14 protein-coding genes are annotated in these 14,301 nt (G+C 70.9%); 11 read left to right on the top strand and 3 right to left on the bottom strand.

Features of this window, described 5'->3' with window-relative positions; translation table 11 throughout:
• Positions 1–13 precede the first annotated feature (13 nt).
• The gene (locus tag bpln_RS05510) at positions 14–517 is read left to right on the top strand and encodes a prolyl-tRNA synthetase associated domain-containing protein (protein ID WP_055138273.1); all 504 of its coding nucleotides are present in this window, start codon (positions 14–16) and stop codon (positions 515–517) included.
• A 64-nt stretch (positions 518–581) separates the two neighbouring features.
• On the opposite strand, the gene bpln_RS05505 is transcribed toward bpln_RS05510, so the two are convergent.
• Complete coding sequence (locus bpln_RS05505) at positions 582–2,093, bottom strand: MFS transporter (protein ID WP_055138272.1); 1,512 nt, start codon at positions 2,091–2,093, stop codon at positions 582–584.
• Positions 2,094–2,360: 267 nt separating this feature from the next.
• Between bpln_RS05505 and bpln_RS05500 the strand changes: the two genes are divergently transcribed.
• The gene (locus bpln_RS05500; RefSeq protein ID WP_055138271.1) at positions 2,361–3,263 is read left to right on the top strand and encodes a DMT family transporter; all 903 of its coding nucleotides are present in this window, start codon (positions 2,361–2,363) and stop codon (positions 3,261–3,263) included.
• A 151-nt stretch (positions 3,264–3,414) separates the two neighbouring features.
• Positions 3,415–4,164, top strand: a complete 750-nt coding sequence (locus bpln_RS05495; RefSeq protein ID WP_055138270.1) for a TetR/AcrR family transcriptional regulator — start codon at positions 3,415–3,417, stop codon at positions 4,162–4,164.
• Positions 4,165–4,264: 100 nt separating this feature from the next.
• Here bpln_RS05495 and bpln_RS35090 read toward each other — a convergent pair whose 3' ends face one another.
• Both bpln_RS35090 and bpln_RS38155 read right to left on the bottom strand, forming a co-directional pair.
• Complete coding sequence (locus bpln_RS35090; protein ID WP_158512000.1) at positions 4,265–5,359, bottom strand: hypothetical protein; 1,095 nt, start codon at positions 5,357–5,359, stop codon at positions 4,265–4,267.
• A gap of 415 nt (positions 5,360–5,774) precedes the next feature.
• Complete coding sequence (locus bpln_RS38155; RefSeq protein ID WP_055138268.1) at positions 5,775–7,304, bottom strand: methyltransferase regulatory domain-containing protein; 1,530 nt, start codon at positions 7,302–7,304, stop codon at positions 5,775–5,777.
• 355 nt (positions 7,305–7,659) lie between these two features.
• Here bpln_RS38155 and bpln_RS05480 point away from each other — a divergent pair, with 355 nt between their 5' ends.
• From bpln_RS05480 to bpln_RS05445, 8 genes are all read left to right on the top strand, one after another.
• On the top strand, positions 7,660–7,941 hold the full coding sequence (locus tag bpln_RS05480; RefSeq protein WP_226993605.1) for a hypothetical protein: 282 nt from the start codon (positions 7,660–7,662) through the stop codon (positions 7,939–7,941).
• A 718-nt stretch (positions 7,942–8,659) separates the two neighbouring features.
• On the top strand, positions 8,660–9,775 hold the full coding sequence (locus bpln_RS05475; protein ID WP_055139451.1) for a SpoIIE family protein phosphatase: 1,116 nt from the start codon (positions 8,660–8,662) through the stop codon (positions 9,773–9,775).
• Between the two features lie 12 nt (positions 9,776–9,787).
• Positions 9,788–10,351, top strand: a complete 564-nt coding sequence (locus bpln_RS05470) for a SiaB family protein kinase (RefSeq protein WP_042624330.1) — start codon at positions 9,788–9,790, stop codon at positions 10,349–10,351.
• 23 nt (positions 10,352–10,374) lie between these two features.
• Complete coding sequence (locus bpln_RS05465) at positions 10,375–10,761, top strand: DUF1987 domain-containing protein (protein ID WP_042624329.1); 387 nt, start codon at positions 10,375–10,377, stop codon at positions 10,759–10,761.
• A 9-nt stretch (positions 10,762–10,770) separates the two neighbouring features.
• A complete protein-coding gene (locus bpln_RS05460) occupies positions 10,771–11,496 on the top strand; it encodes a GGDEF domain-containing protein (RefSeq protein WP_042624328.1) in 726 nt (241 codons plus the stop codon).
• 235 nt (positions 11,497–11,731) lie between these two features.
• A complete protein-coding gene (locus tag bpln_RS05455; RefSeq protein WP_042624327.1) occupies positions 11,732–11,977 on the top strand; it encodes a FeoA family protein in 246 nt (81 codons plus the stop codon).
• Positions 11,974–13,839 carry a ferrous iron transporter B gene (gene feoB / locus bpln_RS05450; RefSeq protein ID WP_042624326.1) on the top strand — a complete coding sequence of 622 codons (1,866 nt, stop codon included), beginning with the start codon at positions 11,974–11,976 and terminating at the stop codon, positions 13,837–13,839. The genes bpln_RS05455 and feoB overlap by 4 nt, the downstream gene beginning before the upstream one ends.
• Positions 13,836–14,225 (top strand): DUF6587 family protein, encoded by a 390-nt coding sequence (locus tag bpln_RS05445; RefSeq protein WP_055138267.1) that lies wholly within the window; start codon positions 13,836–13,838, stop codon positions 14,223–14,225. Before feoB ends, bpln_RS05445 begins: the two co-directional genes overlap by 4 nt.
• The last annotated feature ends 76 nt before the right edge of the window (positions 14,226–14,301 follow it).

The following is a 14,301-nucleotide window of genomic DNA, read 5'->3' as shown; positions in this document are numbered from 1 at the left end:
AACGAAACGGAACATGATCGACAAGGACGCATTGCTCGCGCTGCTGCGCCGCCATGCCATCGACTTCGAGGCCGAGCAGCACGCGCCGGTCCACAACATGGCGGAATCGGACACGCTCGCGCTGACGCTGGCGGGCGCGCGCTGCAAGAACCTGCTGCTGCGCGACAAGCCGGGCAACACCTGGCTGGTGGTGACCCGCTCGCACAAGTCGCTCGACCTGGCCGCCGCCGCGGACGCGTTCGGCAGCAGGCGCCTGTCGTTCGCCTCGCCCGAGCGGCTCGATGCGCTGCTCGGCGTGAAGCCGGGCTCGCTGAGCCCGCTCGCGCTCGTCAACGACAGCGAGCGGCAAGTGCGGCTCGTGATCGACGCGGAGCTTGCCGACGAACCGGTGTTCCTGTTCCATCCGCTCGACAGCGGCGCGACGCTCGCGCTGGCACGGCCGCAGCTCGACGCGTTCCTGCGGCTCACCGGCCACGCGCCGGCCTGGCTCACGCTCGCGGCGCGCGCGCCGGCCTGAGCGCGGCGCGCCACGCTTGCCTCGCCGTGCGCGCCGCGCCATGAGGCAACCGCTCGCGCGCGCCTCAGGTCGGGCTCGCCTCGCGATAATCCTCGGCGTCGACGTCGTAGCCCGACGGCTCCCAGCGCAGCAACAGCAGCGCCGTGAGCGAGGCGAGCGGCGCCAGCGCGATCAGCCAGAACACGCGCGTGCCGAGCGCGGCGGCCAGCACCGGGAACAGGAACAGCGACACCGTCGACAGCCCGCGCGAGACGGTCTGCGTGAAGCCCACGCCCACCCCGCGCAGCGAGGTCGGGTAGCTCAGCGACGCGTAGGTCATCGAATGCGAGCCGGGGCCGAAGCCCTGCCCGAACAGGTAGGCGCCGAGCAGCAGCACCGCCGCCGCCACCAGCGCCGTGCCGCTCGGCCGGCCGATCAGCGCGAGCCCCAGCAGCGCCGCGAACTGCAGCGCGACGCCGGCCGTGGTCATCTTCCAGGCGCCGATGGTGGCGGCCGTGCGCACGCCGATCAGCCCGCCCACGAACGCGAACAGCAGGTTCAGCGCCAGCGCGGCGACGATCGTCGTGAGCGGCCCCTGCTTCAGGAAGCTCGCGAGGATCACCGGCAGCCCGTAGACGATCGCGTTGTAGCCGAACGACGACGCGCCGCCGATCACCAGCGCGAGGATCGTGCGCCGGCGGTAGCGCGCGCCGAACAGCGCCGCGTAGCTGCGCCACGAGGCGCGCGCGGGGCGGGCCGCGTCGGCGCCCGCGGCCAGGTCGGCGCCCTCGGCCACCACCGCGTCGATGCCGTGCGAGCGCCTGAGGATGCGCGCCGCGCCGGCCAGGTCGCCCTGGTTCGCGGCCCACACCGGCGATTCGCTGATGTAGCGGCTGCGCACCGCGATGATCACCAGCGCCGGCACCGCGCCGAACGCCAGCACGATGCGCCACAGCCAGCCCAGCTGCGCGTCGGGCAGCAGCGCGTAGAGCGCGAGGATCAGCAGATAGCAGGCGCTGGTGGCCGCGTACCAGGCTGGGCACCAGGCGGCGATGCTGGCCGCCTTGTTGCCGCGCCCCGAGACGCGCGAGAACTCGGCGAGGAACGCCATCGCCACCGGCAGGTCGAGCCCGACGCCGAGCCCCATCACGAAGCGCGCGATCGCCAGCACCCAGGCGTTCGGCGCGAGGCCGGCCGCGATCGCCGCCACCACGAAGAACACCATGTCGGCCATGAACACGCGATAGCGGCCGATGCGGTCGGTCAGGTAGCCGCCGACGAACGCGCCCACCAGCGCGCCGAACGTGATCGCCGAGGACACCAGCCCGACCTGCACCGGGCTCAGCGCGAACTCGCGCGCGATGTCCTTGACGCCGTAGGCGAGCGAGGTCAGATCGTAGGCGTCGAGGAACACGCCGCCCAGCGCGATCGCGACCACCGCGCGCGCGTGGCCGCCCGCGGCGGCGCCGTCGTTGGCGAGCCGCGCGACGTCGCGCGCCGAGCGGATCACGAACGGCGCGCCCGGCGCGGATGCCGGGCCGGCCGGAGCCGAGGGGGAGGACGAGGACGAAGAGGAATCGAGGATGACGGTCGACATGATGCGGGCCGCGGGTACCGCGTAACGATGAGCAGGAATCGACTATATCGACGGCCCCCGCCGCGACAAATGCCGATTTCGTCGATCCATATCGCCAGGGCTGCATAGCGGCGGCGGGCGCGGCCGGCGGCGCCCCGCTTGCGCGCTCGCGCGGCGGGATTGTGCGCGAATCGCGGATTGTGAATCGCCGCACGCCGCGCTTACGGCGCACGCGGCGCTCCCTAGAATGTCGCCATCGCAACCGCAGACTTTCCAGGGCAGCGCCCCATGACTCTCCCGACTTCGCTACCGGCCTCCGGCACCGCCCCGACGCGCGCGGCGGGCGCCATCGCGTTCACCATCGTCTCGTGGGCCGCCGCGTTCCCGTGCATCCGCATCGGCCTGCAGGCGCTCGCGCCGATGCAGCTCGCCGCCGCCCGCTTCGCGGTCGCCGCCATGCTGGTGGCGGCGTGGCTCGTCCACCGCCGCCCGCGCCGGCCGTCGCCGGCCCATGCCGCGCTGTTCCTGCTGTCCGGCCTGCTCGGCATCGCCGCCTACAACGCGCTGCTGAACACGGCCGAACTGACCGTCGCGCCCGGCGCCGCCGCGTTCATCATGAGCACCTCGCCGATCCTCACCGCGATCCTCGCGCGGCTGTTCCTCGGCGAGCGGCTCAACCGCTGGGGCTGGCTCGGCTCGCTGTTCAGCTTCGCCGGCATCGGCCTGATCGCGAGCGGCCAGCCGGGCGGCATCGCGCCAGGCGGCGGCACCACGCTGATCCTGCTGGCCGCCGCGAGCTCCGCCGGCTACTTCGTGCTGCAGCGCCGCCTGCTGCCCGCCTACGGCCCGCTCGCCTGCACCGCCTACACGCTGCTGGCCGGGGCGCTGCTGCTCTCGCCGTGGCTGCCGGGCGCACTGCGGGTGCTGGCCGCCCCGGCCGCGCCGTCCGGCGCCGTGCCGGCCGTGCTGGCGCTCGGCATCTTTCCCGCCGCGCTCGGCTACGCGACCTGGACCGTCGCGCTCGCGCATTTCGGCCCGGCGCGCGCCACCCATTTTCTGTATCTGGTGCCGGCGCTCGCCACCGCGCTGTCGGCCGTGCTGACCGGCGAGCACCCGGGCCTGGCCACGGTCGGCGGCGGCGCCATGGCGATCGCCGGCGTCGCGTTCGTGGCCTGGCGCGGCCGGTCCTAGCCGAGCGGCGGGCCACTCGCCCCCTTCCACGGTGGCCCTCGCCACCCCCTTTTTAGATAAATCACGTCAGCTAAAAACTGCTACCATGCGGTGATCTGTATGGATTCCGGGCGCGCGGCATGTGGCGCCCGGTTCCGGAAGGGGAACCTCAATGAAGAAATCGAAAGCGGAAACGGCGGCCACCCGCCGGCGGATCGTCGAGATCGCGTCCCACGCGATCCGGGCCAAGGGCATCGACGGCACCGGCGTGGCCGAGGTCATGGCCGCGGCCGGCCTCACGCACGGCGCGTTCTATCGCCATTTCGAATCGAAGGAAGCACTGGTGACCGAGGCGGCCGCGCTGAGCATGGACGTGTTCGTCGAGGCAGCGCAGACCGCCGCCGAGGCCGGGCAGTTGCAGAAGCACATGGAGCGCTACCTGCTGCCCGAGTATCGCGACGGCGTGCTGGGCGGGTGCCCGGTGATCCAGCTCGGCAGCGACCTGGCGCGTGCCGACACGCAGACGCGGCACGGTGTGGCGCAGGGGCTGGAGCGCCTGATCGAACTCGGCACGCGGGAGAACGGCGGCAGTCCCACCGCGCGCGAGGACGCGATCTTCGCACTCTTCGCGCTGCAGGGCGCGGTGGCGCTGTCGCGGCTCGTCGAGGACCGCAAGCTCGCCAGGGAGATTCTCGCGATCGCCCGGCGACGGGTGCTGCCGGAGCCGGCGGCAGGCAAGGGCCGAGGCGGCGCCACGCGCGGACAGGGCGGCAAGGACGGGCAAGCCGCGCGGCCGGCGGCGGCGCGGAAAACGGCCGCGAAAGCCGCGGGCAAGCGGGCCGAGGCGGTGGCCGTCGAGCCGGCCGCCCGGCCGGCCGCGAAGCCGGCCAGCCGGGTACGACGACCCACGCCTTCCAGCTGAGCCGGCGGCGGCGCGCCTGTCGATGAAATGGACGCGCCGTCGGGATGCTGGTGCTCGGCGATTCGCGCGCGAAGCGCGATGCCGACGAGCCGGCGGCCTGCTAGGGCGTCTGGATCTGGACCGCGCCATACGAGCGTGAAGCGTCGTCGTCACGCAATGCCGTGTCCTGGGACGCCTCCCGGGTAGCCGGGTTGGTCGATGCCCGCTTCGCCGCGTAGGCCGACCCGGCCGACATGACCGCTCCCGCCGCCCAGGCCACCGCGGACGCGTTCCCGTACCACATGGCATTCACCGTATCGTGCTTGGCGGATGCGTCCACCGAAGCCACCGACATGCCGGTGGCAAAGGCATTCGCCATCGCGCTTCCCGCCTGCAGCAAGCGGGAAGCGCGATTACGGGAATTGTCGAGAAGCGCGTTCATGCCGGAGGTCACGGCGCTCGCGCCCCACGCCGCCGCCGACGCGTAGCCCAGATCGGACTGGTTGCTGCCCGAAGTGAGCGCGGCGGCGGCGCCCAATACGCCGGCGCTGGCATTCAGTGCATTGGAGGCGCTTGCCACCGCCTGGGCAAGCCTCGGGTGCGTCACCGGCGGGCTGTCAGGCAGGGTATTGCCGCCTTCCGCCATGCCGGCGCCAAGCGCCCATAGCGCCCCGCTGCTCGCGCCGGCCACCTGCGCTCCCACGGTGCTCGACGTCAGCCCTCCCACCAGGCTCGTGGCAAGCGACGCTCCCGCCGCCACGAAATCGACGGCCGGTGCCCATTTGCTCGCTTGCTCCCACCGGTTCTTGACAGCCGTCGTCCAGGAGGACGGCGCAGGCGGCTGTCCGCCCAGCATCGGCACCGAGAGCGAGCCCGAAAGGTCGATCACCGCCTCCCCGCCATGCGGCCCCGGAACGTTGCCGACCGACTGCCGGCGCTCGGCCGGGGATTGATGGGGAGCAGCGGCTGCCGCTTCGAGATCGTGTATCAGCGGTGAGAGTGCCGAGCCGCCCGGTGCGCGCGGCCCCGGCACATTGCTGACCGATTGCCGGCGTTCGAGCGGGGATTGATGCGGTGCCGCCGCCGCCGCATCGGGGTCGTGCATCAGCGGCGAGAGTGCCGAGCCGCCCTGCTGTCGCGGGCTCGCCGGCACCACCAGCGGCGATGCCGGTAACGACGCGTCGCTCGCGGCATGCCGTCCGGCATTCGGCGACACCGGAGGTGGCAGCAGACTCTCGTGGACGGACTCCCCGCGCCCGGTATTGGACGTAGCCGCCGAGGGCGGCGGCGGGGTTCCCTGACCGGTCGGCCGGGGCGAATTGGATGGCAAATGCATGGAGCTCCCGGGACATCAAGCACATGCGTTCTCCATCAGCAAACTCCGCGCCACCACGAATGCGCCGATCAAACCCCGCCGGCACGCGTTCCAGCCGGCAGGCCGTGGCGGCGGCCGGGCAGTTTTCCGCCCCGCCACCCGCCCACCCGGGTGAATTTCCACCCTGCCGCCGCATGCCGCGACGGCTTTCGAGCCGATCGCCCCGTCCGCCATGGCGCCCGGTCGGCCCAAGGTTCATTGCACCGCCCCGGCGATGGTTGCTCGACGACCTCAGGCGGCGCGAACGCCCCCCATCTCACCCGATCCCCAACGCCAGCAACACCGGCAAATGAACCCGCGCGAATCGTTCCGCCTGCGCGATGCGCTCGGCCAGCACCCCCTCCTCGACCGGCTCCCCTGCCGCCATCGTGGCCGCCGCGAACTCGCCCCACTCGCGCGGCCCCGCCATTGCGCGCCGCCGCGCCAACAGGAACAGTTGCGCCACGCGCGGCACGCGGATCCCCGAACCCGACACCGGGCTCGCCAGGAACTGCACCGCGTCGCGATCGAGTGCCTGCTCGCAGATCGCCGCGTTCAGGCGGCCCGCGCCCGGCCGCGCCGCGTCGCTTGGCGCCTCGTCCCGCGCGTTGAGCAGCGCGCCGGTGCCGACCAGCAGCATCACGGCCCCGGCCAGTTGCGCCAGCGTGACGCCTCGCTCGCGAACGCGCTGCTCGAGCTCGCCGAGCGTGGCGGGCCGATGGTCCGCCAGCGCATCGAGGATCGGCCCGTACAGCGCCTCGGGCAGCACCGCCTCGCCGAGCGCGCCGCGCACCTTCAGCGCCACGGCCGCGCGCGGCAGCGCCAGCACCACCCGCTGCAGGCGCAACGCGGCGTCGCGTCCGGCGGCATCGAGCCGGCGCGGCGCCTTGATCCAGTAATCGCGGCGCAGCGAACGGTTCATGCAGACGTCGCGCACGGTCTCGCGCTGCACCGGGTCGGCGATGCCCGCCAGCAGCGCGCGCTGCGCCGCGTCGAGGTTGAGCTCGTCGAAATGGTCGCGATAGTCGGCCGAGCCGGCGTAGACGAGGCCCGCCCCGGCCAGCGACGCCGCCACCTGCCGGAACGACAGGGCCTGCCAGTCGCGATTGAAATATTCGTGCGCGAGGTATTGCGTGTCCTCGCGGGCCAGCGCCTCGACGCGTTCGGTCAGCGCCGGGTTGGCCACCGCGTAGCCGGGCCGCGCCGCGAAGACCTCGCGCGCGAACCCGACCGCCGCCTTCACGGCCTGCCGCGTGCGCGCCTCGCTGCTCCCGCCGTGCGCGCCCGACGCCGCCGCGCCGGCCTGGAAGTGCCCCATCATCAGCTCGCGCACGGGCAGCATCGCGGCCCAGCCGGGCTGCGCGTTGTAGCTCAGGTAGAGCACGCCGCCGGGCTTGAGCTTGCGGTGCAGGAACCCGGCGATCAGCGCGCGGTTCTCGTCGGACACCCAGCTCCAGATGCCGTGCATGCCGATGAAATCGAAATCGGGCAGATCCTCGCGCCGGCAGAACTCGGCGAACCGTTCGCCGGACAGCGCGGCGCGCGATCCGGCCTCGCGCGCGAGCGCCTGCGCGAAACCGGCGTGGGCCGCGTTGAAATCGGTGCCGTGCCAGCTCGTGCCGGAGCCGGCCGCGTGGATGTTCACGCTCACGCCGTACCCGAAGCCGAGCTCGCAGGCGGCCTGCACGGCCGGCGCCGCGAAGCCCGCCCGCAGCAGCGGCAGCGCGAGCCGCTGCGGATCGAGTTCGTCGCAATAGCCGAACGTGTAGGGGATCTCGTCCACCTCGCCGGTTTGCCGCTCGTTCATCTGTCTTGATTCCCGTGTCTGTCGCCAAAGGGGCCGGCCTCGGCGGCCGGCAAAGTCCGATACAGTACCGCTCCGACGCGAAAAGCAGAATGACGGCTGCCGCGCGCCACTGCCGCCCGACCTTTCACAACGCCTTCCGATTTCATCAGACGAAATGCAAGCCCGGCCGCGGCCGGCGGGCGCCCGCCCCGCGTGCCTGCCCGAAAACCCACGCCGGGCGGGCGCCGCCCGCTTGCCGGCCGCACTTCGACGGGCGTCGAGGTTGAAATCGTCGCCCATGACTTTTACACTGCCACGGCGTCAATCCATGAGAGCACCAATGAGAGCGGATCTCGATGCGTGTCCTGACATTCTGATGACAGGTACCCCGGACGCGGTCGACACTTACCTCGTGCGCCGTCTCTGGGAGGGCGGCGCGGCGGCGCCCGCCCCCCATATGGTCGTGAACTGGCTGCGCGTGCTGAAGGCGCGCGGCGAGCCGTTCGCGTCGCATGTCGCCGCCTGCCACTATTGGCTCTACGAGCATCGTCGCGGCTACGACCACGCCACCGTCTTCCGCCCCTTGCGCGGCGAGACCGGCTGGCTGTCGCGCACCGGCGCCGGCGCGTCGCGCAACCCGCGCGGCAGCGACGGCTGACGCGCCGGCCGGCCCCGGCACATCGGCGTGACGCTTTCACGTCGCGCGCGCCTCGTTTTCAGGTCATACGATGGCCACGCCCGCCCCCGGACGCGTCGCGAACCCGCTCCGGACCTCGTGCGCGACCGGCCGCATGCTCGCCACCTCCGAGGCAAGCACGCCACGCCCGCCCGTCGACAAAAAATTTCAATGCTTCGGATACCCAACCAATTCGCGGTGCATCTCGAGTCGCGTCGTCGCGCCTCGCCGGCGCGGCAGACCGGCCGCATCGCATCGCGCGGCGGCACGCGCCGCTGGTCCCGCCCGGCGATCGCGGGCACCGCGCTTCCCTGCCCGAGCAGATCGCGCCGCGCGCGCCGTCGCATTCTCATGACGAAAGCGCGAACACCTCGCGCGAGCCGGTCCGAACGGTAGCCGCACGCCACGCGTCGCGAGCCGCACGCAGCCCGGGCGCCTCGACGCGGGCAAGCATTAAAACGTTTGCCCGTGGTCCCGCGTCGGACTGTGATCGAAACGGAGCCGGCGCATCCGCGCTTGTCACATAAGTTACATGTAGACCCGTTAGCGTCCGGTGTTTCTTCACCTACCGGCTCGCGTCGCCATGCATCCAGCTTTCTCGCGATTTCGCCGCCCGTCGACATCCGGCGATCCGCGCACCGCCGGTGACCTCGGCCACGATGTCCCGGCCGTGGATGCCGGCGATCCCAACTCCGTCGTCATGGAAATCTTCTCGACGCATCGCGAGATGGGGAGCCTGGCCGTGCTCGAGGACGGCCGCCCGATCGGGCTGATCAATCGCAACATCTTCATGTCGCAGATGAGCAAGCCGTTCCATCGCGAGCTGTACGACAAGAAGAGCTGCATCGCGTTCATGGACAAGGAACCGCTGGTGGTGGACGCCGACGTCGGCATCGAGGCACTGGCGTTCCGCACCGTCGAGACCGGCGAGAAGGCCCTGGTGGACGGCTTCATCGTGACGCGCGACGGCCGCTTCTCGGGCCTCGGCAGCGGCCTGCAACTGGTGAACGCGGTGGCGGAAATGCAGGCGGAGAAGAACCGCCAGATCATGCAGAGCATCGAGTACGCGAGCGTGATCCAGCGCGCCATGCTGCGCGCCTCCAGCGAGACGCTCTCGACCCGGCTGCACGACGCGGCGATGATCTGGGAGCCGCGCGACGTGGTGGGCGGCGACTTCTATCACTTCTCGGCGCTGCCGCACGGCTGGTTCGGCGCGGTGGCCGACTGCACCGGCCATGGCGTGCCGGGCGCGTTCATGACGATGCTGGCCTCGGCATCGCTGTCCAAGGAGCTCGAACAGCTCGGGCCGCGCGATCCGGCCGCGCTGCTCGCGGCGGTCAACCGCAACGTCAAGAGCCTGCTCGGGCAGGCCAACAGCTCGGCCGAGCGCGCGCAGTCGAACGACGGCCTCGACGCCGCGGTGATCTGGTTCGACGCCGCGCAGAGCGTGCTGCACTTCGCAGGCGCGCGGATCGCGCTGAACCTCCTGCCGCCCGACAGCCCGGAGTTCCGGACGATCGCGCCGGACAAGATGGGCGTGGGCTACGTGGACAGCCGCGAGGACTACACCTGGAACCTGCACTCGCTGCCGGTGGCGGCGGGCAGCCTGCTGTTCATCTGCACCGACGGCCTGACCGACCAGATCGGCGGGCCGCGCAGCATCTCGTTCGGCCGGCGGCGCGCGCTCGACGTGATCCGCCAGCACCGCACGGAATCCCCCTCGGCGATCTGCGAACATATCCGCCAGACGCTGGGACAATGGCAAGGCGGACAGCCGCGCCGCGACGACGTCACGTTTTTTTGTGCCCGTATCTAATCGATTCCACGAATGTTTCAACTACTCGATCAAGACAGCGCGTTTTTCGATCTGGCGCAGCGGCGCAACGTGCTCTTCTATCACAAGGGTTTTTTCTCCCACAACATCGTGGCGGCCATGAGCGAGGTGGTGAAGCTGCAGCTGGAAGTGGCCGGCGTGACCGGTCCGACCCGCCGCAAGCTGTTCTCCTCGTTCGTCGAACTGTCCCAGAACATCGTCCATTACTCGGCGAACGCGCTGCAGGCGGGCGAAGGCGGCCGCGGCGACGTGCGCGAGGGCGCGGTCTGCATCTCGCAGAATGGCGAGCATTACGTGATGTGGTGCGTGAACCCGATGGCGACCAGCCAGGTGGAAAACCTGCGCGCCAAGCTCGAGCCGCTGCGCAACATGTCCGTCGAGGAGATCAAGCAAGCGTATAAGATAACGCTGCGCGCCGAGACCCCGGAGGACAGCAAGGGCGCCGGCCTCGGCTTTCTGACGATGGCGCGCGATGCGAGCGCGCCGCTCGAGTTCGCCTTTCACCCGCGTGCCGGCGAATCCGGAATCACGCTGTTCTGCCTCATGGCCATCATCTGAGCAGGAAGACACACATACCAGCCATGGATAATCTTTTTATTGCAGCCACGACGACATCGCCCGAGATCGACTTCCGTTTCGATCAGCACCGGCTGTCGATCAAGGGCGAGTCGTACCCGGAGAACGCCGCCGCGTTCTACGCGCCGATCATCGACACGATGCGCAAGTACCTCGCCGAGAGCACCGGCGCCGCGATCACGATCGACGTCGCGCTGACCTACTTCAACAGCTCCAGCACCAAGATGCTGTTCAGCATCTTCGACGCGCTCGACCAGGCCGCCCAATCGGGCAGCCGCGTGTCGCTGAACTGGTATCGCGACGAGGAAGACGAGACGATCGCCGAGTTCGGCGAGGAACTGAAGGCCGATTTCGACGCGATCGAATTCAACGACCGTCCCGTCACGCACTAAGGAAGGCCCGTGACTTCGACGTCCTCCCCCAACGTGCATCCGGGTGCCGCGCCGGATCTCTTCGAGACCGAGAGCGCGGCGCTGGAACGGGCGCGCGCCATCCATTGCGCCACGGATGCCGACGCCGCGGCGTACCGCCAGTCGTTGGGGGAGCTCATCGAGCACTTCGAGCGCCTGATGCGCGAGACGCGGCGGCTGATCGGCCGCAGCGACCGGGCCGAGCGCGAGATGCAGGCGCTCGCCAACCAGCTGGCGCACCGCGCCTCGCACGACGCGCTGACCGGCGTGCTGAACCGCAGCGCCGTGATCGAGCGCACCGCCAAGACGCTGCGCACCAGCAACGCGGCGATGGTGGTGCTCGACATCGACGAGTTCAAGCGCATCAACGACGATTTCGGCCATCCCACCGGCGACGCGGTGATCCTCGGCGTGGTCGACTGCCTGCGCGGCATCGTCGGCGAGCGCGGCTTCATCGGGCGCGTCGGCGGCGAGGAATTCACGGTGATCCTGCCCGCCTGCGACGCCGACGAGGCCGCCCTGCTTGCCGAGCGGATGCGGCGCGCGATGAGCGACTCGCTGGTGGTACCGCCCGTCGACCGCCCGATCACCGCCAGTTTCGGCGTCAGCATCAACGCGGCCGGCACCAGCTTCGACACCGCCTACGGCATGGCGGACGAGGCGCTCTACCGCGCCAAGCGCGGCGGCCGCAACCGCGTGGAATTCACCGACCAGTAAGCGTCGGCGCCACCGGCATCGGCTGCATCGGCTGCTTGGGCGCGCGCCGTCGCGGCCGCGCCGCGCGCGCCACCGGCCGGCGGCACGCCGTTCGCGGGCCGCGCGCCCCCTCTGATCGATCTCAACCAAGCCGCGACAGATTGGCGCATATAGGCGCCACTTGATTCACTCGCTGCAGCGCGGCACGTCGCCCCCCTATAATGAGAACGATTGCTATTCATACATTTTCCCTGCAATGCTCCTCTCCCATTTGGCCAAGAACGTGCCCGCGGTCGTCGTCGATGTCGCGAATGTCTCCCAGCCCGATCCGATTGCCCAACGCCTGCGCGATCTGGGCTTCGTTGCCGGCGAAATGGTCCGGGTCGTCGCGCACGGCCCCTGGCGGGCCGATCCGGTGCTGATCCAGATCGGCTCCACGCGGTTCGCGCTGCGCCGCACCGAAGCGGCGCGCGTCACGGTCACGGAGGCCCAATCGCAATGAGCACGCTCCCGCTGCGCGTCGCCCTCGTCGGCAGCCCCAATTGCGGCAAGACCGCCCTCTTCAACCAGCTCACCGGCGCCCGCCAGAAGGTCGCGAACTACGCGGGCGTGACCGTCGAGCGCAAGGCCGGGCAGTTCCTCACGCGCTCGGGCCGCACCATCCACCTGCTCGACCTGCCCGGCGCCTACAGCCTCGAATCGGCGAGCCTCGACGAGCGCGTCACGCGCGACCTGCTGCTCGGGCGCCAGGCCGGCGAGGCCGTGCCCGACCTGATCGTCTGCGTGATCGACGCCACCAACCTGCGCCTGCACCTGCGCTTCCTGCTGGAGATCCGGCGGCTCGGGCCGCCGGTGCTGGTCGCGCTGAACATGATGGACGAGGCCGCGCGGCGCGGCATCGCGATCGACGTCGCCATGCTCGAACGCGAACTCGGCCTGCCGATCGTCGAGACGGTGGCGATCAAGCGGCGCGGCGCCGATGCGCTGGTCGCCGCGATCGACGCTCACGAAACCCGTGACGGCGCACGCGCCGGCGCGCCCGCCGCGATCGCGGCCGCCGCCGGCGAGCCGCCGGCCGACATCCATGCCCAGGTGCGCGCGCTGCTGGCCGCGGCCGTGACGATGCCGCGCGCCACCGACGAGCGCGACGACCGGCTCGACCGCTGGACGCTGCATCCCGTGCTAGGCCTGCTGATCCTCGCGATCGTGATGTTCATCACGTTCCAGGCCGTCTACTCGATCGGCAAGCCGCTCACCGACGCGATCGGCGACGGCTTCGGCTGGCTCGGCACGATCGTCGGCGCGTGGCTGCCGGACGGGCCGCTGCGCAGCCTGCTGACCGACGGGATACTGACCGGCCTCGGCACGGTGCTCGGCTTCCTGCCGGAAATCCTCGTGCTGTTCCTGTTCATCCTGGTGCTCGAAGAATCGGGCTACCTGCCGCGCGCGGCGTTCCTGCTCGACCGGATGATGCTGTCGGTGGGCCTGACGGGCCGCTCGTTCATCCCGCTGCTGTCGAGCTTCGCCTGCGCGATTCCCGGCATCCTCGGCACGCGCAGCATCACCGACCCGCGCGACCGGCTCGCCACGATCCTGGTCGCCCCGCTGATGACCTGCTCGGCGCGGCTGCCCGTGTACGCGCTGCTGATCGGCGCGTTCATCCCGGCGCATCGCGTGGCCTACCTGTTCAACCTGCAGGGCCTGGTGCTGTTCCTGCTCTACGCGGGCGGCATCGGCGGCGCGATGCTGGTGGGCTTCATCATGAAGAAGATCCGCGGCGATCGCGAGGAACACGCACTGCTGATGGAGCTGCCGTCCTACCGCGTGCCGCGCGCGCGCGACATCGGCATCGGCCTCTGGGAACGCGGCTCGATCTTCCTCAAGCGGCTGACCGGCGTGATCCTCGCGCTGACGGTGCTGATGTGGTTCATCTCGACGTTCCCGTCGCCGCCCGACGGCGCGACCGGCCCGGCCATCGACTACACGTTCGCCGGCTACATCGGCCGCAGCCTCGAGACCCTCTTCGCCCCGCTCGGCTTCAACTGGCAGATCAGCCTGTCGCTGATCCCGGCCTTCGCGGCCCGCGAGACCGCCGTGGCCGCGCTCGCCACCGTCTACGCGGTGAGCGGCGGCGAGGGCGACATCGCCGGCCTCGGCCACGCGCTAACCGCGAACTTCTCGCTGGCCAGCGCGCTGTCGCTGCTGGTCTGGTTCGCGTTCGCGCCGCAATGCATGTCGACGCTGGCGGTGATCCGGCGCGAGACGCGCTCGTGGAAGAACGTCGCGATCTCGTTTTGCTACATGTTCGCGATGGCCTACGCGGCGTCGCTCGTCACCTATCAGATCGCGAGGGCATTCCTGTGAGCAGCGGACTCGGATGGCAGTACGCGGTGATCGGCGTGGTGGTCGTCGCGAGTTGCATCGTGATGGTGCGCAAACTCGCGCCGGCATGGGCTTCGCGCCGCCAGACGGCGCTGGCCGCGCGCCTCGGCGGCCGGCGCAACCCGGTGCTGCGCTGGCTCGGGCGGCGCCTCGCGCAGGCCGCCGCCGGCGGCTGCGACTCGGGCTGCTCGACCTGCGGCGGCTGCGGCACCCCGGACGGGCCGCCGCCCGAGGAAAGCCCGCTCACGTTCAAGCCGCGCGCCGCGCGCGATCACGCCGACGCGGCCGGCGCCTCGCACACCGACTCGCACACCGACTCGCACACCGACTCGCACACCGACTCGTACACCGATACCCGCTGCCACTGACTCGCGCCGCGGGCGGCAGGCCAACCGGGCCCGCCACCCGTCGCGCGCCGCGCGTCGCCCAAGCCGCCGCCACCGG

The organism is Burkholderia plantarii, assembly GCF_001411805.1.
Classification (GTDB): Bacteria; Pseudomonadota; Gammaproteobacteria; order Burkholderiales; family Burkholderiaceae; genus Burkholderia; species Burkholderia plantarii.
This window is presented reverse-complemented; position numbering and strand designations above follow the sequence as displayed.

What these genes read in the sequence shown, in the direction of transcription:
- bpln_RS05470 (WP_042624330.1), top strand. Translation starts at nt 9,788, where the DNA reads ATGTTTCAACTACTCGATCAAGACAGCGCGTTTTTCGATCTGGCGCAG.
- bpln_RS05465 (WP_042624329.1), top strand. Translation starts at nt 10,375, where the DNA reads ATGGATAATCTTTTTATTGCAGCCACGACGACATCGCCCGAGATCGAC.
- bpln_RS05500 (WP_055138271.1), top strand. Translation starts at nt 2,361, where the DNA reads ATGACTCTCCCGACTTCGCTACCGGCCTCCGGCACCGCCCCGACGCGC.
- bpln_RS05510 (WP_055138273.1), top strand. Translation starts at nt 14, where the DNA reads ATGATCGACAAGGACGCATTGCTCGCGCTGCTGCGCCGCCATGCCATC.
- bpln_RS05480 (WP_226993605.1), top strand. Translation starts at nt 7,660, where the DNA reads ATGACAGGTACCCCGGACGCGGTCGACACTTACCTCGTGCGCCGTCTC.
- bpln_RS38155 (WP_055138268.1), bottom strand. Translation starts at nt 7,304, where the DNA reads ATGAACGAGCGGCAAACCGGCGAGGTGGACGAGATCCCCTACACGTTC.
- bpln_RS05455 (WP_042624327.1), top strand. Translation starts at nt 11,732, where the DNA reads ATGCTCCTCTCCCATTTGGCCAAGAACGTGCCCGCGGTCGTCGTCGAT.
- bpln_RS05495 (WP_055138270.1), top strand. Translation starts at nt 3,415, where the DNA reads ATGAAGAAATCGAAAGCGGAAACGGCGGCCACCCGCCGGCGGATCGTC.
- feoB (WP_042624326.1), top strand. Translation starts at nt 11,974, where the DNA reads ATGAGCACGCTCCCGCTGCGCGTCGCCCTCGTCGGCAGCCCCAATTGC.
- bpln_RS05505 (WP_055138272.1), bottom strand. Translation starts at nt 2,093, where the DNA reads ATGTCGACCGTCATCCTCGATTCCTCTTCGTCCTCGTCCTCCCCCTCG.
- bpln_RS05475 (WP_055139451.1), top strand. Translation starts at nt 8,660, where the DNA reads ATGGAAATCTTCTCGACGCATCGCGAGATGGGGAGCCTGGCCGTGCTC.